The sequence below is a fragment of the Kitasatospora sp. NPDC051705 genome, from assembly GCF_044453265.1.
Classification (GTDB): domain Bacteria; phylum Actinomycetota; class Actinomycetes; order Streptomycetales; family Streptomycetaceae; genus Kitasatospora.
The window spans coordinates 234,868-261,413 of record NZ_JBITCO010000008.1; the positions used below are offsets into that span (position 1 = coordinate 234,868).

A 26,546-nucleotide genomic window follows, 5' to 3' on the forward strand; every position below is an offset into this window, starting at 1 on the left:
CGACAGTCCCAGACCGAGGAGCAGTACTGATGAGCGCGGACGGCCGCTGGATCCGGCCCGAGTCCACCCGGCGGCCCGTCCTGGTGCCCGCGGGGGCCCGGCCGGCCCCGGGCACCGGCCCGGTCGGGCGCGGGACCGCCGCACCGGCGCAGCCGTCCCCGGCCGACCGCCGGCGCCGCAGGCCCGCCGCACCCCGGGTGCCGCACCCCCCGCGCCCCGCGCTGCGGGCGGACTGGCTGCCGCTGCTGGCCGTCCTGCTGGTCCAGGGCGCGCTGTCGTACCACCTGATCCTCAGCAACACCGCCTTCATCGACGAGGGCACCTACATCTACGCGGGCTACCAGGAGATCGCGAACCTGACGCACGGCACCCCGGTGGCGACGTACGAGACCTTCTTCTCCGGCTCCCCGCTGATCTACCCGGTCGTCGTCGCGCTGGCCGACATGGCCGGCGGGCTGACCGGCACCCGGCTGCTCAGCCTGGCCTTCATGCTCTCCGCCACCGTGGCCGTCCACCTGACCACCCGGCGGCTGCACGGCTCGCTCGCGGCCTGCGGCGCCGCGGCGGCCTTCGCCGCGCTCGGACCCACCCAGTTCCTGGGCGGGCTGGCCACGTACGACGCGATGGCCCTGGCGGTGCTCGCCTGGGCCGGCTACCTCGCGGTGCGCTCGGCTACCGGCGGCGGGTACCCGAGCCTGGTGGGCTCGGGCCTGCTGCTGGCGCTGGCCGGCTGCACCAAGTACGCGGCGCTGCTGTGGGTCCCGGTGGTGGTCGGGGCGGCGGTGCTGGCCGGCCCGGGCGGGTCGCTGCGCGCCTGGACGCGCTGGCGGCGGGGCGTGCTGGTCCTGTCCGCCTTCGTGGTGGCGGTCGCCGCGGCGGCCCTGCTGGCCGGTGAGCGCTACGTCGACGGCTTCAACCACACCACGCTGCAACGAGCCCCGGGCCACGACGCCTACTCCTACGTGGCCGGGGAGGCCGCCCGGTGGGTCGGCCCGCTGCTGGTGGTGGCCCTGGTCGGAGTGGTGGTGCAGCTGGTGGTGGCGCGGCGGCGCGGCGGCGACGGCTGGCCGGCGTTCTGGCTGGCGGCGCTGCTGCTGGTGGCGGGACTGCTCGCCCCGGTGAACCAGATCCGCATCCACACCTGGCTGTCGCTGCAGAAGCACGTCGACTTCGGCGCCTGGTTCGCCTGCATCGTGGCGGGCGCGGTGCTGGCCCGGGCGGTGCTCTGGCTGCGGCGGCGCCTCCACCTGGTGGCGGGGGTCGTGGCGGCCGCCCTGGTGGTCGGCCCGCTGGCCTGGGAGGGGTCGGCCCAGGGCCGGGAGATGTACGGCGAGTGGTCGAACTCGGAGTCCTTCGTCGCCGCGCTGGCGCCGTACATCGCCAAGGGCGACGCCCGGTACCTGGTGGAGAACTACAACGTCCCCGCGTACTACCTGCGCGAGCAGGCGGACTGGCAGCAGTGGCACGACCTGGTGGCGGTGTTCCGCCGGGACCCGGACACCGGCCAGCAGCAGTCCGGCGTGGCCGCCATCCAGGCCGGGATCACGGCGCACGAATGGCAGGTGGTGGTCCTGGACTTCACCCAGACCGGTGCCACCGACAAGGCGATCCAGCCCACCCTGAAGGCCGCCGGGTACCGGGTGGTCACCGTGGTGAAGAGCGGGGAGCACGGCCGGTACACGATCTACGTGGCGCCGGGGTACGACAAGCAGACCGGGGCGGACAAGAAGGCGGCGGACCCGAAGACCGCCGATCCGAAGACCGCGGACCCGAAGACCGCTGACCCGAAGCCGAGTTCGGACCCGAAGCCGACGCCGACGCCCGACAGGAAGGGGTGACCGGGCCGCCGGAGCCCCGCCGCGGCCGCGCCGCTCAGAACGCGATCGTGTAGACCATCAGGTCCATCCCCGGGTACGGGGCCCAGTCGCGTTCGGGGGTCCGGAGGAAGCCGGTGCGCTCGTAGACGCGGTGGGCGGCGGTCATCTCCGGACGGGTGGAGAACGCCATGCCCGCCAGGCCGAGTTCACGGCTGCGGGCGAGGGCGGCGCGGACCAGGGCCTCGCCGACGCCCCGGCCGCGGGCGGCCGCCGCGGTGGCGAGCATCCGGATCTCGCCCTCGCGCGGGGTGGCGATGTCCGCCCACTCGGTGCCGCCGACGGCGAAGGTCACGCAGCCGAGGACTCGCCCCCCGGCCACGTCGACCGCGACGAGGAGCTCGGCCTCCCGGGCGCGCCGGGGGGCGTCGCGCAGCAGGTCGACGTAGCCGCTCTCGGGCGAGGTGTAGCCGTCGCCGACGAAGGCCTCGACGGTGATGCGACCGGCGTCGTCGAGGTCCTCCGGGAGGGCCTGGCGGATGAGGATGTCCATCCGGCCAGTGTGCCGGAGCCGTGCGGGGTGGTGATCTCGGGGGTGGAACGGACCGGGAGGGTGGCGGGGTCCGCGGAGGGGCGCAGCGAGGCGGCCGGCATCGTGCCGTACAGCCGGTCCGCCCGGTGGTGGTCGGCCGGGTAGCCGCCCGGGCGGTGCCAGTTGTCGCGGCCGGTGGCGGCGCCGCGGGCGACGTCCCGGCCGATCAGCAGGCCGAGCAGGCCGAACCCGCCGACGGCCCCGGCCAGGCCCAGTGCGCTCGCGAGAGTGTCGGTGTCCATGGGGTCCACTCTGGTCGGGCCGTCCGGCGATCACGAGTGGCAGGAACGCCCGATTGCCTCGAAATCCTGCCACCGCCGTTTCCGCGTCCCTCCGGCGGTGCGTCCCTCCGGCGGTGCGTCTCTCCCCGGTGCGCCCGGCCCTGCGCGCACCGGCCGTCCGGGGCCGGACCCGGCCTTCCCCGGGTGGTGCCCGTCGGGGCATCCTGGTCGGCATGCTGAAGAACGTGGTCGCGGTGGTGCTGGAGGAGATCCACCCCTTCGAACTCGGCGTCGCCTGCGAGGTCTTCGGCCTCGACCGCACCGCCGAGGGCCTGCCCGGGTACGACTTCGCGATCGCCGGGGTCCGCCCCGGGCCGCACGCGACCCACGCCGGCTTCGCGGTGGACGTCCCGCACGGCCCGGAACGGCTGGCCGGCGCGGACCTGGTGGTGGTCACCGCGTCGGCGATCCGCCGGGAGTACCCGGAGCCGCTGCTGGACGGGCTCCGCTCGGTGGTGGAGTCCGGCGGCCGGGTGCTGTCGATCTGCAGCGGTGCCTTCGTGCTGGGAGCCGCCGGGCTGCTGGACGGCCGCCGCTCCACCACCCACTGGCGGTACAGCGAGGACCTGGCCCGGCGCTTCCCGCGGACCACGGTCGAACCGGACGTGCTGTACGTGGACGACGACCCGGTGATCACCTCCGCCGGGACGGCGGCCGGCATCGACGCCTGCCTGCACCTGGTGCGCAAGGCGCAGGGCGCCGAGGTGGCCCGGGGGATCGCCCGCCGGATGGTGGTGGCACCGCACCGGGAGGGCGGCCAGGCCCAGTTCGTCTGCCGGCCGCTGCCCGGGGGCGACGGGGACTCGCTGGCCCCGCTGCTCGACTGGATGCGCCACCACCTGGAGCGGGACTGCACCGTCGAACAGCTGGCCGCCCGGGCCCACATGTCCCCGCGCACCTTCGCCCGCCGCTTCCAGCAGGAGACCGGCACCACCCCGCACCGCTGGCTGACCGGGCAGCGGGTGCTGCTCGCCCAGCGGCTGCTGGAGTCCACCACCGAGCCGGTGGACGCGATCGCCGTGCGCTGCGGCTTCGGCAACGCGGCCACCCTGCGGCACCACTTCGCGCGCCGGCTGGGCACCACGCCGCTCGCCTACCGGCGCTGCTTCGCCGGGCCGGGGGAGTGGGAGGACTGACCTCGCCCGGGCCCCGGCCCCGGCCCGCGACCCGGGCGGCCGGTCAGTCGGCCGCCAGGTGGTCGACGGTGTTCCAGCGGTCCGGGCGCAGCCGCCCGTCCTGGGCGCGCCAGAGGCTGGTGGAGCAGTTGTGCACCGGCCCGAGGGCGGTGAGCTGGTCCTCGGTGAGCCGGTCCACCGCGTAGCGCAGCATCAGCACCGTGCAGTCGTGCGCGACCAGCAGGACGGGCCGTCCGGCGTCCTCCTCGCAGACGTCCCGCAGCAGGCTGCGCACCCGCAGCGCGACGTCGGCCCAGGACTCGCCGCCGGGCGGGCGGTAGTACAGCTCGCCCATCTTGCGCCGGCGGGCGGCCTCCTCGGGGTGCTTGGCCTCGATCGCGGCCCGCGGCAGCATCTCCAGGACGCCGAGCTCGCGGTCGCGCAGCCGCTCGTCGTAGCGCACGGGGAGCGAGACCGGGACGGCGCCGAGGCCGGCGGCCTGGGCGAGCGCGATCCGGGCGGTCTCGGTGGTGCGCACGTAGGGCGAGCACCAGACGCTGCGCGGGCGGTCGGCGCTGGGCAGGGCGGCCCACCAGCGGCCGAGCGCCTGTGCCTGCTGCTGGCCGTGCAGCGACAGGGGGATGTCGGCGTCCCGGCAGCTGATCGGGACGCTGAGCGCTCCGGCGGCCTCGGCGAGCTGGAACTCGACGTTGGCGGTGGACTCGCCGTGCCGGGTGGCGATCAGCACGGACGGCAGCCGGGTGGCCGCCGCGGGGCGGTGGGCGGAGAGGTGGTGCGGGCTCTGGGCTGACTGGTGCTGGCCGTTGAGGGTGGTGCCGAGTTCTGCCATGGCGGCGTGCTCCCCGTGGGTCGATCAGTTGCCGGCCGGTTGCCGGTCCGGTCTGGTGGTGCCCTGCGAAGGCGGCTGTTCATACATATGATCGCGCCGCCTTCTCCAGTGTTCACGGAGAGGGCGGCGCGGTCACAGGGCGCGTGCGGCGCGAATCAGTGCGCCGCTACGGGCTCCGGCGCGTTCTTCAGCTCGTCGTCGCCGGCCTCGGCGCCGTAGTCCGAGGGACTGGTCTCGTCCGGGCCCACGGGCGCCTTGACGGCCCGCAGCACCAGGGTGAGTGCCACCGCGACGGCCAGGTTCAGCGCGAAGGCGGTCAGCCCGATGTAGCCGATCTCGCCGATGCCGGGGATCTCGGCCGCGTTGCCGCCGAAGTGCTTGGTGGCCGGGCTGGCGATCCCGTACGCCTTCCAGGTGCCGTAGGCCATGCCGGCCGCCCAGCCGGCGAACAGCGCCCAGTGGTGGAACCAGCGGGTGAAGAGGCCCCCGACGATGGCCACGAAGGTCTGCAGGATCCACAGGCCGCCGAGCAGCTGCAGGTTGATCGCCGCCTGCTTGTCCATGCCGAGGACGAACACCAGGGCGCCGACCTTCACCAGCAGCGAGACCAGCTTGGCGATCCGGGTCTCGTCCGCCGGGGTGGCGGTGGGCTTCAGCCACTCCTTGTAGACGTTGCGGGTGAACAGGTTGGCCGAGGCGATGGACATGATGGCGGCCGGCACCAGGGCGCCGATCCCGATCGCGGCGAAGGCCACGCCGGTGAACCAGTCCGGGAACATGTCGGCGAACAGCTGCGGCACCGAGAGCTGGGAGTTGAACTTCTTGTCGCCCTTGCCGACGCCGGCCGCGATCGCCATGAAGCCGAGCAGCGCCAGCAGGCCCAGCATCAGCGAGTACGCGGGCATGATCGCCATGTTGCGCCGCACGGTGTTGCGGGACTTGGACGCCAGTACGCCCGTCACCGAGTGCGGGTACATGAACAGCGCCATCGCCGAGCCCAGCGCCAGCGTCGCGTACGTCCACTGCTTGTTGTCCGGGACGGTCAGCGAGCCGGCCGCCTTGGGGGCGCTGAACTTCTGCGCCGCGGCGTCGAAGATGTGCCCGTAGCCGCCGAGCCGGATCGGGATGTAGATCACCGCGACGATGATCACGATGTAGATCAGGGCGTCCTTGACGAAGGCGATCAGCGCCGGGGCGCGCAGCCCGGACGAGTAGGTGTAGGCGGCCAGCACGCCGAAGGCGATGAACAGCGGCAGGTCCTTGACGAACCAGTTGGCGTTCTCGCCGCCGCCGACGCCCAGCACGTCGAGCACCGCCTGGATGCCGACGAGCTGCAGCGCGATGTACGGCATGGTGGCCAGGATGCCGGTCAGCGCGACGACCAGGGAAAGCGGCCGGGAGCCGTACCGGCCGCGCACGAAGTCGGCCGGGGTGACGTACCCGTGCACCCGGGAGACCGACCAGAGCCGGGGCAGGAAGAGGAAGACCAGCGGGTAGGCGATGATCGTGTACGGCACCGCGAAGAAGCCCGCCGCGCCGGTCGCGTAGACCGCGGCGGGGACGGCGACGAAGGTGTAGGCGGTGTAGAGGTCCCCGCCGAGCAGGAACCAGGTGACCCAGGTCCCGAAGCTGCGGCCGCCCAGGCCCCACTCGTCCAGGTGCGCCGCGTCGTCGGCCCGGCGCCAGCGCGAGGCGAGGAAGCCCATCACGGTGACCAGGGCGAAGAACAGCACGAAGACCACGAGGGCCGTCACGTTGACGTCCTTCATCGCGCGCCACCCGCCTTCCGCACGGCCTTGCGGGCCTTCTCGTCCCGGTTGATCAGCAGGTACGCCGCGACGGTGAACACCGCCGAGACCGGCACCCAGAGCAGCTGGTACCAGTAGAAGAACGGCATCCCGCCGACGCCCGGGTCGGTCTTGTCGTAGGAGGACACCCAGAGCATCGCGACGATCGGCACGAGCAGGGCGAGCGCGGCCAGCACCCGTTCGGGCGTCACGGCCGGCACCGGGGCGCCGGGTGGCTCGGGCATGACAGGTTCGGTGGCATCGAGGTCAGACGGCATCTTCGGCTCCGCTCCGGAGGGTTCTCCCCGTCGGCGCCGCAGCCCCGGGGACGCCGCACACCCCCGTGAGCCCGCCGAGCAGCACCATCGGTGATCAGCAGTCAGTACGGCTGCGCAATCTAGAGCATGACGTGATCCATGTCACCGGGGTTGCCGGAACTTCCCGCCATCCGGACGGCGCGAACCCGCATTCGGCCGGAAACGGGCAGTCGGAAGCGCGAAAGGGCACCGGCGCGCGGGTCGCGCGCGCCGGTGCCCGTGGTGCGAAGGGGGAGCGCGGTTACTCCGGGCGCTTCAGGCGGGTGATGAACTTGTACCGGTCGCCGCGGTAGATCGAGCGGACCCACTCCACCGGGGCGCCGTCGGCGTCGAAGGAGTGCCGGGAGAGCTGGAGCATCGGCAGGCCGAGGTCGGAGCCGAGCAGGCCGGCCTCGCGCGGGTCGGCCAGGGTGGTCTCGATGGTCTCCTCGGCCTCGGCCACGGTGACCCCGTACACCTCGCGCAGCGCCGCGTACAGCGAGTTGTGCTTGGCGAGGTTGCGGCGCAGCGCGGGGAAGCGCTTGGCGGAGAGGTGGGCGACCTCGATGGCCATCGGGTCGCCGTTGGCCAGGCGCAGGCGCTCGATCCGCAGCACCCGGCCGCCGGGCTTGATGTCCAGCAGCGGGGCGAGCCGGTCGTCGGCGGTGATGTAGCCGATCTCGATCAGCCGCGAGGTGGGCTCCAGGCCCTGGGCCCGCATGTCCTCGGTGTAGGAGGTGAGCTGGAGGGCCTGGGCGACCTTGGGCTTGGCGACGAAGGTGCCCTTGCCCTGGATGCGCTCCAGGCGGCCCTCGACGACCAGCTCCTGCAGGGCCTGGCGGACGGTGGTGCGCGAGGTGTCGAACTGGGCGGCCAGCGCGCGCTCCGGCGGGACGGGGGTGCCGGCCGGCTGGGTCTCGGTGAGCTGGAGGAGGTGGCGCTTCAGTCCGTAGTACTTGGGGACGCGCGCGGTCGGGTCGGTGCCGGCGTGCGCCGGGAGGTTCTTCACCTCGGGGTCGTTGACCTGGGCGGTGGATCCCCCGTCGCTGCTCATCGGACCTGTTCTCCCGCTTCTCGCGGGGCCTTTGCGGGCCCCGCCACATAGTTAACGGGTCACATCGTTGCATGTATGGCTACGGAACGAATACCTCATCACGCGATGAACGATGTGCGGTGTCGGCTTGATAACGGGTGGTCCGGATCGGTCGGAAGGCCGTTGACAGGCCCATTGGTCTAGGCCAAGCTCCAGGCATCTGGTCTACACCACTAGGCCGGACACTACGAATCCCCCCACCCGTTCGAAGGGGTCCGCGGCACCTTTCCCCCCGCTTTGTGTGGGTCTGCCGCTGCCGCCCGACGGGGGTAACCCAGGCATCCCTCAGGAGGATGGCGTGAAGCGTCAGCTCATCGCGGCGGTCGGCGTCGCAGCAATGGTCGTCGGCCTGGCGGCTTGTGGCTCGGACGGCAAGAAGGGCGGCGACAGCGCCGGTTCGAGCTCGTCGGCCGCGGCGGGTGCCAAGAACTACAGCGGCAAGACGCTGAAGGTGTGGCTGATGACCGGCTCCGCCCCGAAGGGCTGGACCGACGCGGTCAAGACCGAGTTCGAGACCACCTACCCGGGCTCCAAGGTCGACTTCCAGATCCAGGAGTGGGACGGGATCGGCCAGAAGATCACCGCCGCGCTGTCCGAGGGCTCGGTCGACGTCCTCGAGCTCGGCAACACCCAGACCGCGGGCTACGCGGCCTCGGGCGGTCTGCTCGACCTCACCAAGGACAAGGCCGCCCTGGGCGGGGCCGACTGGGCCGCCAACCAGAACGAGGCCGCCGTCCTCGAGGGCAAGCAGTACGCCGCCCCGTGGTGGGTCTCCAACCGCGTGGTCGCCTACAACAAGGACCTGTGGGCCAAGGCCGGCCTCTCCGCCGCCCCGAAGACCCTGGACGAGTTCTACGCCGACCTGGACAAGCTGAAGGCCACCGACGGCGTCGCCGACCCGATCTACCTGCCCGGCCAGGAGTGGTACACCTACTTCGGCCTGCTCACCGGTGAGGGCGGCAAGATCGCCAAGAAGGACGGCGACAAGTGGGTCGGCGGCCTGTCGTCCCCCGAGGCGCAGAAGGCCTTCGAGACCTACAAGAAGCTGCAGGGCTACTCGGTCTCCGGTCCGAAGGACAAGGACGAGGCCACCCCGCAGCAGAAGGACGTCTTCGGCAAGGGCAACGTCGGCGCCATGATCGCCCTCGGCTGGGAGCTCCCCGCCGAGAAGGACATGCCCAAGGACAAGATCGGCTTCTTCCCGCTCCCGGGCAAGACCGCCGACAAGCCCTCCGGCGTCTTCCTCGGCGGCTCGAACCTGGCGGTCGCCAACGCCAGCAAGAACTCCGACATGGCCAAGGACTTCCTGAAGGTCGCCCTCAACGACAAGAACGAGGGCCTGGTCGCCGCGGCCGGGAACATCCCGAACAAGGCCTCGCTGAACGGCCAGATCACCGGTGACTTCGCGAAGGCCGCCCAGACGGCCGCCGCGGTCGGCGCCATCACCCCGAACACCCCGAACTGGGCCAGCGTCGAGGACAAGCCGAACCCGATCAAGGAGTTCCTGACCGCCGTGCTGCAGGGCGGCGACTACGCGGCCACGGCCAAGAAGTACGACGACGAGATCGCCAAGCGGCTCAACCAGAAGCAGTAAGCACTGAGCGGCGTCGCTCACCGGCCCCCGGCGGGGGGCCGGTGGGCGGCGCCTGTCCGTCGTGGTTCGGGTTGTGAGGAAGTGAGAACGATGGCTGTGCATTCGGAGCGGGTGCAGACACGGTCCCCGGAGCCAGGGACGACCGCCGTGGCCGGGATCGGGACGGGTGCCGCGGGCGCCGGCGGCGGCGGCACCCCGCGGAAGGGTGCCAGACCCGCGGACGGACCGGGGCTCGGTGCGCGCCTGGCGCCGTACCTGTTGCTGCTGCCGGCCACCGTGGCGACCCTCGCCCTGCTGGGCTGGCCGCTGCTCAAGACGGTCCTGCTGTCGTTCCAGAACCTCAACCGGCGCCAGCTGGTCCAGCACCTCACCGAGTGGAACGGCTTCGACAACTACAAGGAGCAGCTGACCGACCCGGACTTCTGGGCGGTCACCGGGCGCACCGTCGCCTTCACCCTGGTGAACGTCGTCCTGATCATGGGCGGCGGCACCCTGATCGGCCTGCTGCTCAACCGCCTCGGCAAGCGGATGCGGCTGGTCCTGTCGATCGGGCTGCTGATGGCCTGGGCGATGCCCGTGGTCGCCGCGACCACCGTCTACACCTGGCTGTTCGACCAGCAGTGGGGCGTCGTCAACTGGTTCCTGGACAAGCTCGGCTGGCACTCGATGGCCGACTACAACTGGATGAGCGACCAGTACTCGACCTTCTTCGTGGTCATCCTGCTGATCGTCTGGCAGTCCATCCCGTTCGTGGCGTTCAACATGTACGCCGGCCTGACGACCATCCCCAAGGAGCTCTACGAGGCCGCCCGGATGGACGGCGCCGGCCCGTTCAAGATCTTCGGTTCGGTGGTCTTCCCGAGCCTGAAGCCGTTCTTCCTGGCCACGACCTTCCTCGAGGTCATCTGGGTGTTCAAGGCCTTCACCCAGGTGTACGCGATCAACGGCGGCGGCCCCGAGAACCTGACCCGGACGCTGCCCGTGCACGCCTTCCTGGAGGGTTCCTCCGGCCAGCACTACGGGGTCGGCTCCGCGATCGCGGTGCTCACCATCCTGATGCTGGGCGTGCTGATGGCGTACTACTTCCGGATCATGATCAAGCAGGAGGACGAGCTGTGAGGCGCTCGCTCATCGGACGTACCTGGCCGAACGTGATCGCGGTCGTCCTCTTCGTCTTCTTCATCTTCCCGGTCTACTGGATGGTCGCGACGGCCTTCAAGCAGGACCGCGACATCATCAGCAAGACCCCGGTCTTCATCCCGTTCGACGGGACCCTCGACCACTTCACCACGGCGGTCGACGCGCCCAACTTCTGGACGTACGTGGGCAACAGCTTCATCGCGACGGTCGGCGCGGTGCTGATGTCGCTGGTGATCGCGACGCTCGCGGCCTTCGCCATCGCCCGGATGAGGTTCCGCGGCCGCAAGGCCTTCGTGCTGGTCGTGATGGTCGCGCAGATGGCGCCGTGGGAGGTCATGACCATCGCGGTCTACATGATCTCGCGCGACAACGAGATGCTGAACAGCCTCGTCCCGCTCACCGTCTTCTACATGATGATGGTGCTGCCCTTCACCATCTGGACGCTGCGCAGCTTCATCGCCGCGGTGCCGAAGGAGCTGGAGGAGTCCGCCATGGTGGACGGCTGCACCCGCTCCCAGGCCTTCGTGAAGGTGATCTTCCCGCTGCTGGCCCCCGGTCTGATGTCGACCTCGCTGTTCGGCTTCATCACCGCGTGGAACGAGTTCCCGCTCGTCCTGATCCTCAACAAGGAGGAGGGCAAGACCCTCCCGCTCTGGCTCTCCTCCTTCAAGACGGCGTTCGGCAACGACTGGGGCGCCACGATGGCCGCGTCGACGATGTTCGCCATCCCCGTGCTGATCCTGTTCGTCTTCCTGCAGCGCAAGGCGGTCGGCGGACTGACCGACGGCGCCGTGAAGGGCTGAGAAACGTGAGCATCCTCGTCCCCGCCGTCCCGGACAGCGACCAGCTGCACCGCGACGCCATGACCGTCCTGCAGCCCGGCTTCGTCGGCACCGAGCCGCCGAAGTGGGTGCGCCGCCACCTCGCCGCCGGGCTCGGCTCGGTGGCCCTGTTCGACCGCAACGTGGTCGACCTCGACCAGCTCGCCGAGCTCACCTCGGCGCTGCGGGCGGAGAACCCCGACCTCCTCATCGCCATCGACGAGGAGAGCGGGGACGTCACCCGCCTGGAGGCCGGCTCCGGCTCCTCGTGGCCCGGCAACCTCGCGCTCGGCGCGATCGACGACCCGGCGCTGACCCGGGACGTCGCCCGCGAGCTCGGCCGGGCGCTGGCCGCGGCCGGCGTCAACTACAACTGGGCGCCCACCGCGGACGTCAACTCCAACCCGCGCAACCCGGTGATCGGCGTCCGCTCCTTCGGCGCCGACCCGGAGCTGTGCGCCCGGCACACCGCCGCCTGGGTGGAGGGCCTGCAGTCGGCCGGCGTGGCCGCCTGCTCCAAGCACTTCCCCGGCCACGGCGACACCGCGGTCGACTCGCACCACGGCCTGCCGGTCATCGACGTCGACCTGGACGTGCTGCGGGCCCGTGACCTGATCCCGTTCCAGGCGGCGATCGCGGCCGGCACCAAGGCCGTGATGACCGCGCACATCATGATCCCGGCGCTCGACCCCGAGCTGCCGGCCACCCTGAGCCCGACCGTGCTGCGCGAACTGCTGCGCGCGGCCCCGGCCGACGGCGGCCTCGGCTACCAGGGCCTGATCGTCAGCGACGCCATCGAGATGGGCGCCATCGCCGACACCTTCGGGATGGGCCGGGGCACCGTGCTGGCGCTGGCGGCCGGCGCGGACGCGATCTGCGTCGGCGGCGGGCTGGCCGACGAGGAGACCGTGCTGATGCTGCGCGACGCCATCGTGGCGGGCGTGCGGTCCGGCGCGCTGGCCGAGGACCGGCTGGCGGACGCCGCCGCCCGGGTCCGCGCGCTGGGCACCTGGGGCCGGATCTCGGCCCAGGGCGAGCGGCCGGAGCCGGACCTCGCGGTGGGCCTGCGGGCCGCCCGCCGGGCGCTGAAGGTGGTCCGCGCGCCGGGCCGCGAGGTGCTGCCGGTGACGGAACGGCCGTTCGTGGCCTCGTTCTCGGACGAGCCGAACATCGCGGTCGGCGACGTCACCCCGTGGGGCGTGGCCGGCATGCTGGCCGACCGCTTCCCCGGCACCCGCACCCGGGAGGTATCGGCCGTCGACGCCGGCCCAGGGCGGCTGGACGCGCTGGTCGCCGAGCTGGTGGCGGGCGCCGAGGGCCGCCGGCTGGTGCTGGTGGTCCGGGACGCGCACCGGCACGGCTGGATGTCCGCCGCGCTGGGCCGCCTGGTCGCGGCCCGGCCGGACGCCATGGTGGTCGAGATGGGGCTGCCGCAGTCCGAGCCGGTCGGTGCGCTGCACATCGCCACCCACGGCGCCGCCCGAGTGTGCGGGCTGGCGGCCGTCGAGGTGCTCACCGGGCAGCCGGGGGCGATCGGCTGAGAACACGTCAGGACGTCACCCGGCCGTGCCGGGGCGTCCGCCCACGGGCCCGTCATGCGCATGTCGCATGGCGGGCCCGTCCCGTTTCCCCCCGCTTCCACCCGCGGACTCCCCGGGTGACGGTGTTCCCTCAAGCAGGCCTTAAATCCGTCTTAAGTCCCACTTAGGGTGACGACCCGGCGACGGATCGCCACGCGGTACAACGGCTCTGCAACGGCCTTGGCGGAAGGGCCATTTGGCCGTTGACACCGCCATTGGTCTAGGCCAGAGTCCAGTCATCCGGTTCGAATTTCAACCTCACCGGATGTGGTATCGGCCCTCCCCGAAGCTCCTCGCCCTGCCCGGATCCTCCGCTGCGGGCGCCATCACGCTGCCGGCGGGCAACACGGCTCTAACACCCTCGGAGGATGGCGTGACGAAGCGTCAGCTCATGTCCACGTTCGGCATCATGGCACTGGCGGTCGGGCTGACGGCCTGCTCCTCGTCCGGTTCCCCGTCGGCGGACGGCGAGGGCGCCTCCACCGGCGCGAAGACCGCGAGCGGCACCGTCACCGTCTGGCTGATGGACGACGCCCAGAAGAACTGGCCGGACCTCGTCCAGCGGGTCAACGACGAGTTCGCGGCGCGGTACCCGAACGTCACCCTCAAACTCTCGTACCAGGGCTGGGCGGACAAGGTCTCGAAGTTCGACAAGGCGCTCGCCGACGGCAGCGCCCCCGACGTCGTCGAACTGGGCAACACCGAGACCATGAAGTACGTGCTCTCCGGCGCCCTGGCGGCCGTCGACCGGACCACCTTCGACAACTCCGACAGCTGGATCAAGGCGCTCGCCAACACCTGCACCTACCAGGACAAGCTCTGGTGCGTGCCGTACTACGCCGGCGCCCGGGTCGCCATCTACAACTCCGCCGCCTTCCAGCAGGCCACCGGCAGCGCGGAGTTCCCCAAGACCGAGACCGAGCTGACGGCCGCGCTGGACAAGGTCGCCGACCGGAACAAGGCCGACCGGACCTTCTCCCCGCTCTACCTGCCCGGCCCGTACTGGTACGCCGCGATGAGCTACGTGGCGGCGTTCGGCGGCAGCATCGCCAAGTTCGACAGCTCCGGCAACTGGCACGGCACGCTGCACGACGCCAAGTCCCAGCAGGGCATCAGCCACTTCATCGACCTGGTCCGCAAGTACAACAAGGGCGACCTGTCGGTGAACGAGCAGAACCAGTTCGAGTCGATGGCCCGCGGGCACGCGGCGTCCTTCTACGGCAACGGCTTCGAGTCGGCCAGCGTGTTCGCGCCGGTCACCGGCGACCCGAGCCTCAAGGACGCGGTCAAGGTGGCCACCATGCCCGGCCCGGACGGCAAGCCGCTGCCCACCTTCATCGGCGGCTCGGACCTCGCGGTCACCGCCAAGTCCGCGCAGGTCGCGCTCGCCACCGACTGGGTGCGGATGTTCACCAGCACCAAGTCCCAGCAGGCGCTGGCCGACAAGGACATCCTGCCGAACAACCTCACCCAGCTGAACCCGCTGAAGAACAAGCCCACCACCGCGGCCGCGGCCAACGCGGTGCCGGACGCCTGGTTCACGCCGCTGGCCCCGGGGTGGGGCGCGGTCGAGAAGCAGAAGATCCTGCCCGACATGCTGACCTCGATCCTCAAGGGCAAGTCGGTGGACCAGGCCACCAAGGACGCCGACGCCGCGATCGACCAGCTGATCAACAACCCCTCCTGACGCCCCGGCCGCCGTCCGGGCGCCCCTCCACCCGCCCCGGGGGAGGGGCGCTCGCGCGTGCCCGGCGGGGGCGGCCACCGTAGGATTGCCGCAGGAATCACCACCGCAGCGAGTGTGCGGACTCGCCGCCGTAGAGGGTCCCCGTCGGGCGACTGCCCGGTCGGGGTCGAACCATCTCATCGGAGGCACATCCAGATGTCCGACACGCAGACTGTCCCCGGCCGGATCATGGCGGCGGAGATGGCCGAGCAGCCGGCCGTCCTCCAGCGCATCCTCGACGAGGGCGCCCCGAAGATCCGCGAGATCGCGGCCGAGATCGCCGCGCGCAACCCGCGCTTCGTCCTGCTGACCGCGCGCGGCACGTCCGACAACGCGGCCCTGTACGCCAAGTACCTGATCGAGATCCTGCTCGGCAAGCCGGCCGGCCTCACCTCGATGTCCACCACCACCGCGTACGGTGCCCGGCCCGACCTCACCGACGTGCTGGTGATCACCGTCAGCCAGTCCGGCGGCTCGCCGGACCTGGTGGCCTCCACCAAGGCCGCCCGCGAGGCCGGCGCGATCACGCTGGCGGTCACCAACAACGCCGCCTCGCCGCTCGCCGAGGTGTCCGAGTTCCACATCGACGTGCTGGCCGGCCCGGAGAAGGCGCTGCCCGCCACCAAGACCTACACCGCCGAGCTGCTGGCGCTCTACCTGCTGGTCGAGGGGCTGCGCGGCGGCGACTCCTCGGCCGCCAAGGAGCTGCCCGCGCTGGCCGCCGGCGTGCTGGCCCGGCAGGCCGAGGTGAAGGCGCTGGCCGAGCGCTACCGCTTCGCCCAGCGCCTGGTCATCACCTCACGCGGCTACGGCTACCCGACCGCCCGCGAGGCGGCGCTGAAGCTGATGGAGACCACCTACATCCCGGCCTCCCCGTTCTCCGGCGCCGACCTGCTGCACGGCCCGCTGGCCATGGTGGACAACGTCTCGCCGGTCATCGCGATCGTCCCGGACGGCAAGGGCGGCGAGGCCCTGCAGCCGGTGCTGGACCGCCTGCGCGGCCGCGGCGCGGACCTCGTCGTGATCGGCCAGCGGCCGCAGGTGGACGCCGCCTCCGCGGGTTTCGCGCTGCCCTCCGGGGTGCCGGAGGAGGTCCAGCCGATCCTGGAGATCCTGCCGCTGCAGCTGCTGGCGTACGAGGTCACCATCGCCCGCGGCCAGGACCCGGACGCCCCGCGCGCCCTGGCCAAGGTCACCGAGACGCACTGACCGGCGCCGGCCGGCACCGGCCGTACTGACCGGCGCCGAACGGCTCGGGCCCCGTCCACAGCCTGTGGACGGGGCCCGAGCCGTTCGAGCGGCGGAGCGGGGCTCCGGCGGGGGAGTCCCGGGGCGGCCGCCGCACCCGGGGGCGGCCGGAAAGCACTACGGGCCACGGCGCCGACACGGGACCCTCAACCCGTGCGGCACCGCAGCCCGGAGCTGTCGTCGGTCGCCGGGGTCGATCGAGAACTGTGCGGGGTCCTCGCTCGGCGGCGTCCGACCGAGGAAAGGCCTCGCGCGGTCAGGGCAGTTGCGCGGTGGGCCTCTCCTTGGTGCTCATTCATTGTGGACTAGACCAATCTCGGTTGTCCAGGCCTCCCCGAAAATTGGTCTGGACAACTCGGGTCGACCGGTTCCGCCGCAGGCCGGCCGCGCGATCCGCCCCCGGTCCGCCTCCCGGTCCGCCGCGCCCCGCCCGCACCCGCGGCGATACGCTCGCCATGTGCCCTCGCTGAACGAACTCGTCCGCCGCCACACCACCCTCACCGGGGCCGACGTGGAATGGCTCCACATGCTGGTCTCGGAGTGGCAGCTGCTCTCCGACCTCTCCTTCGCCGACCTCGTCCTGTGGATCCCCACCTGGGACGGCATCCGCTACGTCTCGGTGGCGCAGATGCGGCCCAACACCGGGCCCACCTCCTACCAGGACGACATGGTCGGCCACCTCGTCCCGCGCGGCCGCCGCCCGCTCCTGGACGCCGCCTTCGACGAGGGCCGGATCGTGCGCGAGGGCGACCCCGAGTGGCGCGAGGAGGTGCCGGTGCGGGTGGAGTCCATCCCGGTCCGGCGCGAGGGCAAGGTGCTCGGGGTGATCGCCCGCAACACCAACCTGCTCACCGTCCGCACCCCCAGCCGGCTGGAGCTCACCTACCTCCAGAGCGCCTCCGACCTGGCCCAGATGATCGCGGCCGGCGCCTTCCCGTTCCCCGGCATCGAGCAGGCCGACATGGACGCCGCGCCGCGGGTCGGCGACGGCCTGATCCGCCTGGACGCGGACGGCATCGTCACCTACGCCAGCCCCAACGCCCTCTCCGCCTACCACCGCCTGGGGCTGACCACCGACCTCGTCGGCAGCCACCTCGGCCGGGCCACCGCCGACCTCGTCCCGCCCTCCCGGGCGGCCGTGCACGAGGCGCTGGTGAAGCTGGCGAGCGGCTGGGCGCCGCGGCAGACCGAGGTGGAGGCGCAGGGCGGAGTGGTGACGGTGCGGGCGATCCCGCTCAAGCCGAAGGGCACCCTCACCGGCTCGCTGGTGCTCTGCCGGGACGTCACCGAGCTGCGGCGCCGCGACCGCGAGCTGATGACCAAGGACGCCACCATCCGGGAGATCCACCACCGGGTGAAGAACAACCTGCAGACCGTCGCGGCGCTGCTGCGCCTGCAGTCCCGCCGGATGGAGTCGGAGGCCGGCCGGGCCGCGCTGGACGAGGCGGTGCGCCGGGTCGGCTCGATCGCGATCGTGCACGAGACGCTCTCCCAGGCGCTGGACGAGCAGGTGGCCTTCGACGAGATCGCCGACCGGGTGCTGGCGATGGCGATGGAGCTGTCCCAGGACGGACGGGTCGCCACCCGCCGCAGCGGCAGCTTCGGCATCCTGTCCGCGGAGGTCGCCACCCCGTTGTCGATGGTGCTGACCGAGCTGCTGCAGAACGCGCTGGAGCACGCCTTCGGCCCGACCGCCTCCGGGAACCTGGAGGTGAGCGCACTGCGCGGACGGGCCCCGGCGACGGGGATGGGCTGGTCGGACAGCTGGAACGGCGGGGCCCGGCCGGAGGAGTACCTGCTGATCACCGTGCAGGACGACGGCCGCGGCATGCCCGAGGGGTTCGATCCGAAGACGGCCGGCAACCTCGGCCTGCAGATCGTCCGCACGCTGGCGACCGGCGAGCTGGGCGGCACCTTCGACATGGTGGCCGGACCGAACGGCGGCACCAAGGTGATCCTGGAGATCCCGGTCCGCTGACCGGCTGTCCCGGCCTCCGCGTTCCAACTGCCGCGTTCCAACTGCCGCGTTCCGGCTGCCGCGTCCGGCCGGCGCACTCGGGCCGATGTGCTCCGGCCGGCAGGTTCAGGCCGCCACGGGTCGGTGCGTCGAGGAGCGCGGCGGGGGCGTGCATCCGGCCCGGGCGCCGGGTCCGCACCCCACGCGCCCCGGGACGGCGCACCCGTCCGGGCGCGGAAACAGAAACGAGGCCCTGTCGACCGGGGGGGGTGGGTCGACAGGGCCTCTCAACCCGTTCCGGCCGTCGGGGGGAGTCGGCCGGAACGGGGGCTCTGGGTAGCGACACCTCGCCGGTGCGTTGCACACGGTGAGCGCCACAGCTCCACAATATTGCTCTAAGTGAACAGTATCAAGTGTCTGGGGCGGTCCGGTGTCGCGGGACCTCGCGGGGCAAGGTCCTTTGTGCGGAAGGCTTCACCAGGAGGTGCAGGGAAGCCTTTGATCATGTGTCGATCGGTGCTGCGGTTACCGCTGGTACTACGGCGTGTGATCAGGCGGTGCGGGCGCGGTTGCGGGCGGCACGGCGCTTCATCGCGCGACGCTCGTCCTCGCTCATGCCGCCCCAGACGCCGGCGTCCTGGCCGGTCTCAAGAGCCCACTGCAGGCACTGCTCCATGACCGGACAGCGGCGGCACACGGCCTTGGCTTCCTCGATCTGCAGCAGAGCAGGACCGGTGTTCCCGATCGGGAAGAACAGCTCCGGGTCCTCTTCGCGGCAGACAGCGCGGTGGCGCCAGTCCATGGTCGTCCAACTCCTCCTGCCGGCGGGGGTCACCCGATCGGCATAATCGATGGCTTGTGAATGTGAACGCTTTCACGAATCCCGCAACAGCAAAAGAGACCAAAGGCCCGCCGGGGCCCGGGTGGTCTGTGCTGGGGAGGGATTCGGCGATTCGAGGGACGCCCCGCGGTCGACACCCGCCAGGATCTGAGGTTGCCGTCGCTGCGATGTGTCCCGAACGCCATGTAGAGGTTCGCAAACCTCGGGCCCGGATACAACCCCCTTCAGGGAGGAATTTTTGATTCTTCGGTGTCGCCTAGCTCACAGCCAGTACTTCTATGGAGTGAAGGGGGCTTGTGCGTTCGAGAAGAAGGGTGAACCCCCCTTCCGGTCACACAATCACACGCAGTGCCCGCCGAACGCCTGTGAAACTGACGCGCCTCCTGTCTCCAAGATGGTCGCCGTCGACCTGGAACGGGGCGGGTTCCTCTGAAACCAAGGTGAAGTGTCTGACGTCGTGATAGGAGACGACGTGCTTGCCGGTGGGGCCCACCGGCGGTGCGCCGTCGCTCGAAGGCGCGTACGACCGCAGGATCTGACGGATCGTTCGAGCCGTACCGAACGCCGTCATCCGGGTGATGCCGAAGACGTCGAGATCCGTGTCGAAGGAGGCGAGCGGTGAGGGGTACACCGGTCGGTTGCCCAGGAACGTCCACGGGGAGGTGTTGCTGACTATGGCCAGCACCAGGCCCGGCACGCCCTGGTGGCCCGGGAGTTCCAGGGTCACCGGGCCGGAACGGCGCTGCTCACGCTGGGTGACGTAGTGCCGGAGCGCCTGCCCGACGTAGAGCGCGTGGGTGGACTTGCGCCCCGCCCTCCGCTGCTCCTCCACCCGGCCCACCACCCCCGCGTCGAAGCCGAGGCCGGCGGTGAAGGTGAACCAGCGGTCCGGCAGCCCCTCGGTCATCGCCTTGCCCAGGCCGATCGGCCGCTCGCTGCCCTGGTCCAGCGCGTTCAGCAGGGCGCCGGTGGCCTCCACCGGGTCGTTCGGCAGCCCCAGTGCCCGGGCGAACACGTTGGTCGAACCGCCCGGCACCACGGCCAGTCGCGGGACCTTCTCGCCCGGGCCGTGCGCCAGCAGCCCGTTCACCACCTCGTTGACGGTGCCGTCACCGCCGAGCGCGACCACCAGGTCGACCGTGCCGTCCTCCGTCGCCTCGCGGGCCAGGTCGCGCGCGTGGCCCCGGTACTGCGTCTCCGCGACCTCCAGCTTGAGGTCGCTGCGCAGCGCGTGGATCAGCACGTCCCTGGTCCGGCCACTGGTGGTGGTGGCCTTGTGGTTCACGACCAGGAGAGCGCGCATGGGGAAAGCCTACGGGTCGGTACGGGCCGACCGGCGGCTACCCTGCTGGAGTGACCGCAGAATCCTCCGCACCCGTACCCTCGGCGGGCCCGGCCCGCCCCGCGCCGCTGACCGTGGGCGCCGCCATCACCGCCCTGGAGGGCGCCGCGCTGGCCGTCGTCGGCGTCTGGGACATGGTCTCGGCGCTGTCCGGGCAGTCCAAGCAGCTGGCCCTGAACGAGTTCGGCGGCCTGGTCATCGTGCTGCTCGGGGTGCTGCCGATACTGGCCGCCCGGGCGCTGCTCAAGGAGCGCCGCTGGGGCCGCAGCCCCGCGGTGCTGACCAACTCGATCTGCCTGCCGGTCGGCTACTACATGCTGCAGAGCGGTGGCGCGATGATCGCCGTCGGCGTGCTGGTGGGTCTGCTCGGTCTGGTCGGCATCGGCTCGCTGCTGAACCCGAAGGCGACGGCGGCCCTGTACGCGCCGCACGAGGGCTGAGCGTCAGGGCCGTCACGGCCGTCACGGCCGTCGGGGGGTCGGCCGCCGTCTCCGGCGGCCGACCGTCCTACTCCTCCACGAGGAGCTTCTCCCGCAGCTGCGCCAGGGTCCGGGCCAGCAGCCGGGACACGTGCATCTGGGAGATCCCCACCTCGGCGGCGATCTGCGACTGCGTCATGTTCCGGAAGAACCGCAGCACCAGGATCTTCTGCTCCCGGGGCGGCAGTTGGGCCAGCAGCGGCTTGAGCGACTCGCGGTACTCGACGCCCTCCAGGGCCTCGTCGGTGGCGCCCAGGGTGTCCGCCACGGCCGGCGACTCGTCGTCGCTGTCCGGGACGTCCAGGGACAGCGTGGAGTACGCGTTGGCGGACTCCAGACCCTCCAGGACGTCCTCCTCGGAGATGCCCAGGTGCTCGGCGAGCTCGTGCACCGTGGGGGAGCGGCCGTGCCGCTGGGAGAGCTCGCTGGTCGCCGTGGTGAGCGACAGCCGCAGCTCCTGCAGCCGGCGCGGCACCCGGACCGCCCAGCCCTTGTCGCGGAAGTGCCGCTTGATCTCGCCGACGATGGTCGGCGTCGCGTAGGTGGAGAACTCGACCCCGCGCTCGTGGTCGAAGCGGTCCACCGACTTGATCAGGCCGATGGTGGCGACCTGGGTGAGGTCGTCCAGCGGCTCGCCCCGGTTGCGGAACCGCCGGGCCAGGTGCTCGACCAGCGGGATGTGCATCCGCACCAGCTGGTTGCGCAGCTCGACGCGCTCCGGGGAGCCCTCGGGCAGCGCCGACAGCCGGACGAACAGCGCGCGGGCCGCCTCCCGGTCCGGCGCGCCCGTGCGGTGCGGGCCCTGGGTGGGCACCGCGCCCCGCAGGTCCCCCGCCTCGTCCGCCGGCTCGGGCGGGGTCGGCGAGGCGGGCGTCGGATCAGACGTCGGCTCGGTCGGGTGGCTCATCCGGTGGGCGTCCTTCGGGTGCGCATCGTCGTTGGCGGCGAGGCCGGGAACGCTCGCCTGGGTCGGTACGGCAGGGCCCGCCGTCGCGAGGCCGGTACGGTCCAGATCACTCACGGCCATTCCCCCGTTCCGTTCCGGGAGCACCGGGGCCCGTTGGCCCCGGCATCTTCTCGTTGGTCGTACCGCTGGGGGGCGGTACCGGGCGCCGCCCGCCCGGCCCCGGATCGGGGGCGGACGGACGGCCCTTCGCGCGGTGCTGCTCGACGCCCGTCTAGTGGGCGGCGGGGCCGCCGCGCTTCTTGTGCAGGCTGATCGACACGGTCTTGTCCTCGGCGACCGAGGAGTCCACCTCGCCGGCCAGTGCGGAGAGCACCGTCCAGGCGAAGGTGTCGCGTTCGGGCGCCTTGCCGTCCGTGGTCGGGGCGGCGACCGTCACCTTCAGCGAGTCGCCGACCAGCCGGAACTCGCAGGACAGGACGGAACCGGGCACCGCCTGCTGGAGCAGGATGGCGCAGGCCTCGTCGACCGCGATCCGAAGGTCCTCGATCTCGTCGAGGGTGAAGTCGAGCCGCGCCGCCAGGCCGGCCGTCGCTGTTCGCAGGACCGAGAGGTAGGCCCCTGCCGCGGGCAGCCGGACCTCCACGAAGTCCTGCACTCCGGGCTCGCCGTCGATCTGGGACACCCTCACCTCCTGGGTGACGCGCTGTGCTTCCGGGCCGGTGGCCGCGGCACTGTCTGTTGCTTGGCTCAACTGCTTCGCCCCAACTGTCCAGAGGGGTGGTGCGGTACGTACCGGTCATACCCCTCGCAGGGCGGCCGGACGCCGCGTATCCGCCTGAGACCTTACCGCTTTCCGCACGCCGTCCGGGGCTCGGGAGTCACTCATGGTAAGCCATCGCGACGCAGGGTGGCAGGGGTTCGGGCGGACCGTTCAGCGGCTCCCGGCGGCGGTGAGCGCCTCGCCGGTGAGCCGGAAGATGCTCCAGTCGTCCATCGGGACGGCGCCGAGCGACTTGTAGAAGTTGATCGAGGGCTCGTTCCAGTCGAGGACCGACCACTCCATCCGCGCGTAGCCGCGCTCGACGGCGATCCGCGCCAGCTCCAGCAGCAGGGCCTTGCCGTGGCCGCCGCCGCGGGCCTCCGGGCGGACGTAGAGGTCCTCCAGGTAGATCCCGTGGGTGCCGCGCCAGGTCGAGAAGTTGAGGAACCAGACGGCGAAGCCGACCGGCTCGCCGGTGGCCTCGTCCTCGGCGACCAGGCCGAAGAGCGCGGGACTGGCACCGAACAGAGCGTCGTGCAGCTGCTCCTCGGTGGCCACCGCCGCGTGCGGTTCCTTCTCGTACTCGGCGAGTTCGCGGACCATGGCGTGGATGACGGGGACGTCGGTGGCGACGGCGGTGCGGATCATGCCGACGAGCCTACTGGGCGGGCCCGGTCTCGTCCCAGGCCTGGATCGAGGTCTGGTCGACGATCCTGCCGTCCCGCAGGTCGGCCATGGAGGTCATCAGCACCCGCACGCCGTCGGGGTAGCGGCAGGACTCCATGAAGGCGACGTGCTCGCCCTGGACCACCACCTGTTCGAGGGTGTGGGTGGGCTCGCGGCTGTAGACCTCGTTCAGCATGGCGGCGATCTCGTCCCGCCCGTGCATCACCAGGGGGTGGCTGGGCTGGGTCTTGCGGTCGACCACGCGCAGTTCCGCGTCGTCCGCGTACAGGGCCAGCAGGGCCGCGGGGTCGCTGCGCTCGATGCCCTCGCGCAGCGCACGGGTGTCGAAGGCGGACGGCGCCGCCGTGGTGGTCATGATCTCGCTCCTCCGGTCGGGTCCGTCGGCTCGCACCTCCGAGCGTACGCCCGGCGGGCCGGGCCGGCGGGCCCGCCGGGGGAGCGGGATCCGGGCCGCCGGTCAGCGGGCGGGGACGGTGCGCAGGTAGGCGGCCAGTGCGGTGATCGCGGCCGGGTTGCGCGGGCTCTCCACCAGGTCGACGTAGTCCAGGACGAAGATCCGGTCGTTCCGGACCGCCGAGACGCCGGCGAGCGGCGGGAAGGACTTCAGGAAGGCGCGCTTGGCCTCGGCGCCGGTCTCCCCGTAGTTGTTGATCACGATCACCTCGGGATCGCGCTCGACGACGCTCTCCCATCCGACGGTGGTCCAGCTGTCGGCGAGGTCGCCCGTCACGTTGGTCCCGCCGGCCCTGGCGATGATCTCCTGGGGCGCGGCGAACCTCCCGGCGGTGTACGGCTTGTCCTTCCCGCTGTCGTACAGGAAGACGGACGGCCGGTGCGCGGGCTCAGGCACGGCGGCCACCTGCGCCCGGAAGTCGGCGATCAGCCGGTCGGCGCGGTCCCGGACGTCGAAGACCTCGCCCAGGTTGGCCAGGTCGGTGTAGAGCGCGTCCAGCGGGGACATCACCCCGCGCTCGGGGCCCCGGCCGCTGCGGCAGGACTCGCTGAGCACGTACGAGCCGATGCCGAGGTCCTTCAGCGCCTGCGGGGTGAAGCCGCTCCCCTCGTCGAAGCCGTAGTGCCAGCCCGCGAAGACCAGGTCGGCCCGGGCGTCCAGCACGATCTCCTTGGTGATCTCCTTCCTGGAGAGCCACGCGGTCCGCTGGTAGCCGTCCTTCCAGGCGACCTGGTCGACCCGGCCCTTGTCGTCGGGCATCACGTAGCCGGCCATCCGGTCGGCGAGGCCGAGGGCGAGCATCAGCTCGGTGATGCCGACGTCGTTGGTGACCGCCCGGGCGGGCTTGCGGTCGAAGGTGAGCGCGGTGCCGCAGTTCTGCACGGTCACCGGGTAGTGGGCGGAGCCGGCGGCGGCGTCGCCGGGGGCGATCTCCGCGCCGCAGGCGGTGAGTCCGAGGGCGAGCAGGGCGGCGGAGGCAACGGCCTTGGTGCGCAAGCGGGTTCCTAGCGGGTGGGGTGGACACGGTCGAAGAGCAGCTGGAGGGCGCCGGTCACCGGGTGCCGGACGGGGGTGGCCCGGACGCCGAACACCTCGGCCAGCAGGTCGGGCCGGAGCACCTCGGCGGGCGGCCCGGAGGCGACGATCCGGCCGGCCCGCAGCACGTACAGCAGGTCGCAGTGGCCGGCCGCCAGGTTGAGGTCGTGCAGGGCGGTGAGCACCGTCGGCCCGGCCTCCCGGACCAGCGCCAGCACGTCCAACTGGTGGGCGATGTCCAGGTGGTTGGTGGGTTCGTCGAGCACCAGCAGCCGCGGGTCCTGGACCAGCGCGCGGGCGATCAGCACCCGCTGCTTCTCGCCGCCGGACAGGCTCGGGAAGCCCCGTCCGGCCAGGTGCTCGGCGCCGACCCGGCGCAGCGCCCGCGCGCAGCGCGCGCGGTCGTCCGGGCCCGGCCCGCCCAGCCCGCTCCGGTGCGGCAGCCGGCCCATCGCGACCACCTCGGCGACGGTGAAGTCGAACTCGGCGGAGTGCTCCTGCGGCAGCGCGGCCACCCGCCGGGCGGCCTCGCGGGCGGGGAGCGCGTGCAGCTCGGCGCCGTCCAGCAGGACGGCCCCGGCGGCGGGCCGCAGCGCCCGGTAGACGCAGCGCAGCAGGGTCGACTTGCCGCTGCCGTTCGGCCCCACCAGACCGACCACCTGCCCGGCGGCGGCCTTCAGCACGACGTCGTGGACCAGCCGGGCACCGGCCAGGTCGACCGAGACCCGGTCGAGGGAGAGGTCCATCAGCGCCCCCCGAGGGCGTGGCCGCGGCGGCGCATCAGGAACAGGAAGCAGGGCACGCCGAGCACCGCGGTGCCGACCCCGACGGGCAGTTCGGCGGGCGCCAGCAGGGTCCGCGAGACGATGTCCACCCAGACCAGCAGTAGCGCACCCGCCACCGGCGCGACCAGCAGCACCCGGCGGTGGCCGGCCCCGACCAGCATCCGGGCCAGGTGCGGGACCATCAGCCCGACGAAGCCGATCGCCCCGCTGACCGCGACCACCGTGCCGGTGACGGCGGCGGTCACCACGAACAGCTCGCGGCGCAGCCGGTCCGGGTCCACGCCGAGCGAGGCGGCCGTCTCGTCACCCATGGCGAGCGCGTCCAGCCGGCCCGCGGAGCAGTGCAGGTGGACCAGGCCGGCGAGCACGGTGGCGGCGACGATCGGGACGGATCCCCAGGTGGCGCCGCCGAGGTTGCCGAGCAGCCACATCATGGCGTCCCGGGCGGCCTCGCCGCGGGCGGCGGCGAAGACCATCAGCGCGGTGGCGGCGGAGAAGCCGTAGGAGAGCGCGGTGCCGGTGAGCACCAGGCGCAGCGGGGTGAGTCCGTGGGCGGTCCGGGCGGCCAGGTAGACCAGCACCATGGCGAGCAGCGCGGTGCCGAAGGCGGAGGCCGAGATCGCCCACACCCCGAGCGAGGCGAAGGCGCCCAGCAGCAGGACGGCGTTGGCGCCGACGGCCGCGCCGGAGGAGATCCCGAGCACGAACGGATCGGCCAGCGCGTTGCGCACCAGAGCCTGCACGGCGACCCCGGTGGCGGCGAGCCCGGCGCCGACCACCGCGGCCAGCACGGTGCGCGGCAGCCGGATCTCCCAGACGATGGCGTACGCGGCGGCCTCGTCGGCCTCCAGTCGACCGCCCGTCAGCCCGGCGGCGAGCAGCCGCAGCACCCGGGCAGGGCCGAGGCCGGCGGCGCCCAGCGCGACCCCGCAGACCAGCGAGAGCAGCAGGGCGACGGCCAGGCCGAGGGCGAGGGGCGGGGCGGGTATCCGCCGGGCGGGCGGCGCGGCCGCGGCGCCGCTCACGTGCCGGCCCCGCCGGGCCGCACACGGGCGTGGGCCCGCGCGCACCTGTTGACGGTCCGTTCGCTGCGCTCGTTCACCGGGGTTGTGCGCCTTGCCTCGGGCCGCGGGCGCGCGGGGGCGGGCGCCGGGCGGGCGCGGGCCCGTGCGGCGCCGTCCCCTCGCAGTCCACGGCGAGTTGTCGGGAGGTCAGCGGCCGGGGGCGATCGGGCTGGCGCGGCCGTGCGGGCCGCGCTCACCGTTGCGGGTCAGCGCCGGACTCACACCGGACTTCCCCCTCGGACGCCCTGGCAGCATAACAGCCACTCAGGCTAGGCAACCCTTACCGGGGTGGGTCCCG

At 72.2% G+C, this 26,546-nt stretch carries 24 protein-coding genes and 1 riboswitch; of the genes, 10 read left to right on the plus strand and 14 right to left on the minus strand.

Annotation, left to right across the window (positions count from 1 at the left end; all coding sequences use genetic code 11):
- The first annotated feature begins 29 nt into the window (after positions 1–29).
- Entirely contained in the window at positions 30–1,838 is a 1,809-nt protein-coding gene (locus ACIA8Q_RS13905) for an ArnT family glycosyltransferase (RefSeq protein ID WP_396317217.1), read from the plus strand.
- A 34-nt stretch (positions 1,839–1,872) separates the two neighbouring features.
- Here the strand turns inward: ACIA8Q_RS13905 and ACIA8Q_RS13910 are convergent, their stop codons facing one another.
- Positions 1,873–2,367 (minus strand): GNAT family N-acetyltransferase, encoded by a 495-nt coding sequence (locus ACIA8Q_RS13910; RefSeq protein ID WP_360204397.1) that lies wholly within the window; start codon positions 2,365–2,367, stop codon positions 1,873–1,875.
- A gap of 493 nt (positions 2,368–2,860) precedes the next feature.
- Here ACIA8Q_RS13910 and ACIA8Q_RS13915 point away from each other — a divergent pair, with 493 nt between their 5' ends.
- Positions 2,861–3,823 (plus strand): helix-turn-helix domain-containing protein, encoded by a 963-nt coding sequence (locus tag ACIA8Q_RS13915; RefSeq protein WP_396317218.1) that lies wholly within the window; start codon positions 2,861–2,863, stop codon positions 3,821–3,823.
- Between the two features lie 43 nt (positions 3,824–3,866).
- Here ACIA8Q_RS13915 and ACIA8Q_RS13920 read toward each other — a convergent pair whose 3' ends face one another.
- From ACIA8Q_RS13920 to ACIA8Q_RS13935, 4 genes are all read right to left on the minus strand, one after another.
- Positions 3,867–4,652: a histidine phosphatase family protein gene (locus ACIA8Q_RS13920; protein WP_360204403.1), complete on the minus strand. Its 786-nt coding sequence runs from the start codon at positions 4,650–4,652 to the stop codon at positions 3,867–3,869.
- Positions 4,653–4,807: 155 nt separating this feature from the next.
- Positions 4,808–6,421: a monocarboxylate uptake permease MctP gene (mctP, locus tag ACIA8Q_RS13925; protein ID WP_360204405.1), complete on the minus strand. Its 1,614-nt coding sequence runs from the start codon at positions 6,419–6,421 to the stop codon at positions 4,808–4,810.
- Entirely contained in the window at positions 6,418–6,684 is a 267-nt protein-coding gene (locus tag ACIA8Q_RS13930) for a DUF3311 domain-containing protein (protein WP_360204407.1), read from the minus strand. The genes mctP and ACIA8Q_RS13930 overlap by 4 nt, the downstream gene beginning before the upstream one ends.
- Before the next feature lie 313 nt (positions 6,685–6,997).
- Positions 6,998–7,789, minus strand: a complete 792-nt coding sequence (locus tag ACIA8Q_RS13935) for a GntR family transcriptional regulator (RefSeq protein ID WP_360204409.1) — start codon at positions 7,787–7,789, stop codon at positions 6,998–7,000.
- Between the two features lie 337 nt (positions 7,790–8,126).
- Here ACIA8Q_RS13935 and ACIA8Q_RS13940 point away from each other — a divergent pair, with 337 nt between their 5' ends.
- From ACIA8Q_RS13940 to ACIA8Q_RS13970, 7 genes are all read left to right on the plus strand, one after another.
- Entirely contained in the window at positions 8,127–9,422 is a 1,296-nt protein-coding gene (locus tag ACIA8Q_RS13940) for an extracellular solute-binding protein (RefSeq protein WP_360204412.1), read from the plus strand.
- A 90-nt stretch (positions 9,423–9,512) separates the two neighbouring features.
- Positions 9,513–10,541 (plus strand): sugar ABC transporter permease, encoded by a 1,029-nt coding sequence (locus tag ACIA8Q_RS13945; RefSeq protein WP_360204415.1) that lies wholly within the window; start codon positions 9,513–9,515, stop codon positions 10,539–10,541.
- Positions 10,538–11,365 (plus strand): carbohydrate ABC transporter permease, encoded by an 828-nt coding sequence (locus ACIA8Q_RS13950; protein ID WP_396317219.1) that lies wholly within the window; start codon positions 10,538–10,540, stop codon positions 11,363–11,365. The genes ACIA8Q_RS13945 and ACIA8Q_RS13950 overlap by 4 nt, the downstream gene beginning before the upstream one ends.
- Before the next feature lie 59 nt (positions 11,366–11,424).
- Positions 11,425–12,924 (plus strand): glycoside hydrolase family 3 protein, encoded by a 1,500-nt coding sequence (locus ACIA8Q_RS13955; RefSeq protein WP_396317225.1) that lies wholly within the window; start codon positions 11,425–11,427, stop codon positions 12,922–12,924.
- A gap of 430 nt (positions 12,925–13,354) precedes the next feature.
- On the plus strand, positions 13,355–14,650 hold the full coding sequence (locus tag ACIA8Q_RS13960; RefSeq protein ID WP_360204854.1) for an extracellular solute-binding protein: 1,296 nt from the start codon (positions 13,355–13,357) through the stop codon (positions 14,648–14,650).
- 195 nt (positions 14,651–14,845) lie between these two features.
- Positions 14,846–15,898, plus strand: coding sequence for an SIS domain-containing protein (locus ACIA8Q_RS13965; RefSeq protein ID WP_360204419.1), 1,053 nt, complete (start codon positions 14,846–14,848; stop codon positions 15,896–15,898).
- 496 nt (positions 15,899–16,394) lie between these two features.
- On the plus strand, positions 16,395–17,915 hold the full coding sequence (locus ACIA8Q_RS13970) for a PAS domain-containing sensor histidine kinase (RefSeq protein WP_360204422.1): 1,521 nt from the start codon (positions 16,395–16,397) through the stop codon (positions 17,913–17,915).
- A gap of 529 nt (positions 17,916–18,444) precedes the next feature.
- On the opposite strand, the gene ACIA8Q_RS13975 is transcribed toward ACIA8Q_RS13970, so the two are convergent.
- Together ACIA8Q_RS13975 and ACIA8Q_RS13980 are read right to left on the minus strand one after the other, a co-directional pair.
- The gene (locus ACIA8Q_RS13975; RefSeq protein ID WP_014138019.1) at positions 18,445–18,696 is read right to left on the minus strand and encodes a WhiB family transcriptional regulator; all 252 of its coding nucleotides are present in this window, start codon (positions 18,694–18,696) and stop codon (positions 18,445–18,447) included.
- Positions 18,697–19,066: 370 nt separating this feature from the next.
- Entirely contained in the window at positions 19,067–20,038 is a 972-nt protein-coding gene (locus tag ACIA8Q_RS13980; protein WP_360204425.1) for a diacylglycerol kinase family protein, read from the minus strand.
- Between the two features lie 50 nt (positions 20,039–20,088).
- Between ACIA8Q_RS13980 and ACIA8Q_RS13985 the strand changes: the two genes are divergently transcribed.
- Positions 20,089–20,517: a hypothetical protein gene (locus ACIA8Q_RS13985; protein ID WP_360204428.1), complete on the plus strand. Its 429-nt coding sequence runs from the start codon at positions 20,089–20,091 to the stop codon at positions 20,515–20,517.
- A 67-nt stretch (positions 20,518–20,584) separates the two neighbouring features.
- Here the strand turns inward: ACIA8Q_RS13985 and ACIA8Q_RS13990 are convergent, their stop codons facing one another.
- The 7 genes from ACIA8Q_RS13990 to ACIA8Q_RS14020 form a co-directional block, all read right to left on the minus strand.
- Positions 20,585–21,577, minus strand: a complete 993-nt coding sequence (locus tag ACIA8Q_RS13990) for an RNA polymerase sigma factor SigF (RefSeq protein ID WP_360204431.1) — start codon at positions 21,575–21,577, stop codon at positions 20,585–20,587.
- 157 nt (positions 21,578–21,734) lie between these two features.
- Complete coding sequence (locus ACIA8Q_RS13995) at positions 21,735–22,145, minus strand: anti-sigma regulatory factor (protein ID WP_360204433.1); 411 nt, start codon at positions 22,143–22,145, stop codon at positions 21,735–21,737.
- 249 nt (positions 22,146–22,394) lie between these two features.
- Entirely contained in the window at positions 22,395–22,871 is a 477-nt protein-coding gene (locus ACIA8Q_RS14000) for a GNAT family N-acetyltransferase (protein WP_360204436.1), read from the minus strand.
- Between the two features lie 10 nt (positions 22,872–22,881).
- Positions 22,882–23,265 carry a nuclear transport factor 2 family protein gene (locus ACIA8Q_RS14005; protein ID WP_360204438.1) on the minus strand — a complete coding sequence of 128 codons (384 nt, stop codon included), beginning with the start codon at positions 23,263–23,265 and terminating at the stop codon, positions 22,882–22,884.
- A gap of 102 nt (positions 23,266–23,367) precedes the next feature.
- Complete coding sequence (locus ACIA8Q_RS14010; RefSeq protein WP_360204441.1) at positions 23,368–24,360, minus strand: ABC transporter substrate-binding protein; 993 nt, start codon at positions 24,358–24,360, stop codon at positions 23,368–23,370.
- Positions 24,361–24,368: 8 nt separating this feature from the next.
- A complete protein-coding gene (locus ACIA8Q_RS14015; RefSeq protein ID WP_360204443.1) occupies positions 24,369–25,145 on the minus strand; it encodes an ABC transporter ATP-binding protein in 777 nt (258 codons plus the stop codon).
- Positions 25,145–26,209: an iron ABC transporter permease gene (locus ACIA8Q_RS14020; RefSeq protein ID WP_360204445.1), complete on the minus strand. Its 1,065-nt coding sequence runs from the start codon at positions 26,207–26,209 to the stop codon at positions 25,145–25,147. Before ACIA8Q_RS14020 ends, ACIA8Q_RS14015 begins: the two co-directional genes overlap by 1 nt.
- 176 nt (positions 26,210–26,385) lie before the next feature.
- A riboswitch (cobalamin riboswitch) is annotated at positions 26,386–26,525 on the minus strand.
- Positions 26,526–26,546: the final 21 nt, after the last annotated feature.

Coding starts and splice junctions, on each gene's coding strand:
- ACIA8Q_RS13905 (WP_396317217.1), top strand. CDS start 30: ATGAGCGCGGACGGCCGCTGGATCCGGCCCGAGTCCACCCGGCGGCCC.
- ACIA8Q_RS13910 (WP_360204397.1), bottom strand. CDS start 2,367: ATGGACATCCTCATCCGCCAGGCCCTCCCGGAGGACCTCGACGACGCC.
- ACIA8Q_RS13915 (WP_396317218.1), top strand. CDS start 2,861: ATGCTGAAGAACGTGGTCGCGGTGGTGCTGGAGGAGATCCACCCCTTC.
- ACIA8Q_RS13920 (WP_360204403.1), bottom strand. CDS start 4,652: ATGGCAGAACTCGGCACCACCCTCAACGGCCAGCACCAGTCAGCCCAG.
- mctP (WP_360204405.1), bottom strand. CDS start 6,421: ATGAAGGACGTCAACGTGACGGCCCTCGTGGTCTTCGTGCTGTTCTTC.
- ACIA8Q_RS13930 (WP_360204407.1), bottom strand. CDS start 6,684: ATGCCCGAGCCACCCGGCGCCCCGGTGCCGGCCGTGACGCCCGAACGG.
- ACIA8Q_RS13935 (WP_360204409.1), bottom strand. CDS start 7,789: ATGAGCAGCGACGGGGGATCCACCGCCCAGGTCAACGACCCCGAGGTG.
- ACIA8Q_RS13945 (WP_360204415.1), top strand. CDS start 9,513: ATGGCTGTGCATTCGGAGCGGGTGCAGACACGGTCCCCGGAGCCAGGG.
- ACIA8Q_RS13955 (WP_396317225.1), top strand. CDS start 11,425: ATGACCGTCCTGCAGCCCGGCTTCGTCGGCACCGAGCCGCCGAAGTGG.
- ACIA8Q_RS13960 (WP_360204854.1), top strand. CDS start 13,355: ATGTCCACGTTCGGCATCATGGCACTGGCGGTCGGGCTGACGGCCTGC.
- ACIA8Q_RS13965 (WP_360204419.1), top strand. CDS start 14,846: ATGTCCGACACGCAGACTGTCCCCGGCCGGATCATGGCGGCGGAGATG.
- ACIA8Q_RS13975 (WP_014138019.1), bottom strand. CDS start 18,696: ATGGACTGGCGCCACCGCGCTGTCTGCCGCGAAGAGGACCCGGAGCTG.
- ACIA8Q_RS13980 (WP_360204425.1), bottom strand. CDS start 20,038: ATGCGCGCTCTCCTGGTCGTGAACCACAAGGCCACCACCACCAGTGGC.
- ACIA8Q_RS14000 (WP_360204436.1), bottom strand. CDS start 22,871: ATGATCCGCACCGCCGTCGCCACCGACGTCCCCGTCATCCACGCCATG.
- ACIA8Q_RS14005 (WP_360204438.1), bottom strand. CDS start 23,265: ATGACCACCACGGCGGCGCCGTCCGCCTTCGACACCCGTGCGCTGCGC.
- ACIA8Q_RS14015 (WP_360204443.1), bottom strand. CDS start 25,145: ATGGACCTCTCCCTCGACCGGGTCTCGGTCGACCTGGCCGGTGCCCGG.